This window comes from Streptomyces sp. ADMS (assembly GCF_033441795.1).
Classification (GTDB): Bacteria; Actinomycetota; Actinomycetes; order Streptomycetales; family Streptomycetaceae; genus Streptomyces.
Genome location: NZ_JAVFVX010000280.1, coordinates 1 through 2,061 on the forward strand (window position 1 = coordinate 1; position 2,061 = coordinate 2,061).

Annotated in this window: 1 protein-coding gene; it reads left to right on the forward strand. The window is 69.7% G+C overall.

Annotation, left to right across the window (positions count from 1 at the left end; all coding sequences use genetic code 11):
- Positions 1-50: 50 nt before the first annotated feature.
- A partial coding sequence (locus tag RB628_RS40330) for a lonely Cys domain-containing protein (protein WP_318325618.1) occupies positions 51-2,061 on the forward strand: 2,011 nt, incomplete at its 3' end.

Sequence of the window (2,061 nt, forward strand, 5' to 3'; positions counted from 1 at the left end):
TGGCGGGTCCGTCGGGTGCGGGGCAGGGGCGGAACTGGACGGGCAAGCCGGTGAGTCGCGTGCGGCCCGGCCGGGTGAGGCTGTACGAGACGCGTCCGCGTGTGGCGCCGCTGATCGTGTCGGAGGAGGACGCGCCGTGGCCGGATACGGCGTACGTGGTGGCGGGCCAGGGCGAGAACGGGGGTGTCCGGGTCCCCGACGGCCGGGTGCTGGATGCGGCGGCGCTGGCCGATGTGCTGGCCGCCGACCCCGCGTTGGCGTCGTTGCCCCAGGATGTGCCCGTGGTGCTGGCTGTCCCGAACATGGGCAGGGAGTATCTGGACGGGGTGGCCCGTCGGCTCGGCCGGAAGGTATGGGCGCCCAGTGGTGAGGGGCGTCTGATCCCCGACGGCACGGGTGACGCGCATGTTCTGGGGCTGGTCGACCATGATGCGGCTCTGCCGTACGGCGCCTGGGTGCCGTTCGATCCGACACCCAGGACGGCGGCGCCGTTCGAGGACCGTGAGTGGACGGACATGGACGGCATCACGTTCCGTGACAGCGAGGTGTACACGCGGCCACTGGTTTCGCAGGACCACGAGCGGTACGGGCGGATCTCGATCTCGGACAGCGACAGTCTGCGGCGGCGGGAACTGCGGTTCCGGAAGTTCCGGGAGATGCGGCGGCTCGTGCACCTGGTGCCGGTTGGTGACGACCGGCACCACGGGGTCTCCGAGGAGATAACCCCTGATCCCGCGATCTACGTGTTCGCAGGTCACGGAAAGCCCGGTGTGCTGGCGCTCGCGCTCCGCGGCGGCCGGATCGTGCGGCTGGACAAGAGGGATGGGGCCCGTTATGTCGCGGGTCTGCGCGAGGTGCGTGAGCTTCCGCCAGGCCATCGGCTGCACGCGGAGGTGTGCTGGGGTGCCTCGGACGGCGACCCGGCGCAGGCCCACCTGCACACAGCTCCCGCGCCGCATGTCGATGATCCGCTGGAGGACATTCCGTTCGGTCATGTCCTGGCGAACGAGAGCGGACGGGAGACGTCGGCGGCCACCCGGTCGACCGGTCTGAATGACGATGTCCGAATGGTGGTGGACGGGGCCGGTGGTGAGCGGGGGCGTCGGGTCACCTTCCGTCCGGACCCGTCGGATTCCCGGTTGGACAAGCTGGCCCGAGACATGGACCTGCACAAGGGGCCGGGCGATGTGCCGCCGGAGACGCGCGCGACCACCTTGCGGCTGGTGCGGGCGTTGCGGACCGCGTTGGGCAGCAAGTTCGAGGACAATCCGTTCCGGTACCGGCAGACGCTCAAGGGCATCGGCGCGCTGGAGACGATGCGTGCGAACGACCCGGACCTGAGGAACCGCACCCCGTTCCGTCTGGACATGCTGGATTTCCTGACCCAGGCGCACACCGGGAAGACTCCGGACGAGGCGGGCTACCTGGCGTTGCTCACCTTCGCGCGGGACCGGATCGCGGCAGATCCGCATGCCGAGCTGAGCAAGGGAATCAATTCACCTGCCCTGCGACTGACTCTCGGCCAGTTCTCCACCAGCGGTGAAGCTGTGGTGCGTGCCGTGAAGGCATTGCCGGACAATGCGCCGCTGCGCCCCAAAGATGTCGCGTCCGCTCTGTGGGCGACAGCTCGTGCCGGGCAGCGGATAGGGCAGGTGCCGGGGCCGGACCGGGAGGCGTTCGGCCGCAAGGTGCTCCATCTGCCCCACACCGAGACCTGGGACCGGGCGAAGCAGCAAACGCTGTGGACGCTGGCGGCGAAGGCCATCGCTGAGGGCATGGACGTCACTGACGGCAATCTGCTGGCCGCCTACCACCTGAAGCAGACCGGTACGTTCGGCCCGGCAGCTCTGCTGTGGCAGGGGCAGAACGTCCAGGGCGTCAACTGGAGCGGCACACCCGCGCCCGCCGGGGTCACCTGGCGGAGCGTACGCCAGGTGACGCAGGGGCCGGGCGGGACCACCGTCCAGCAGGTCGAGCCGGGCTGGGCCGGGTCGGGGAAGCCCTATCCCCTCCTGAACCTGATCAATGTGGACCGGGCCGGGAACATCGTGCTGCACCTGC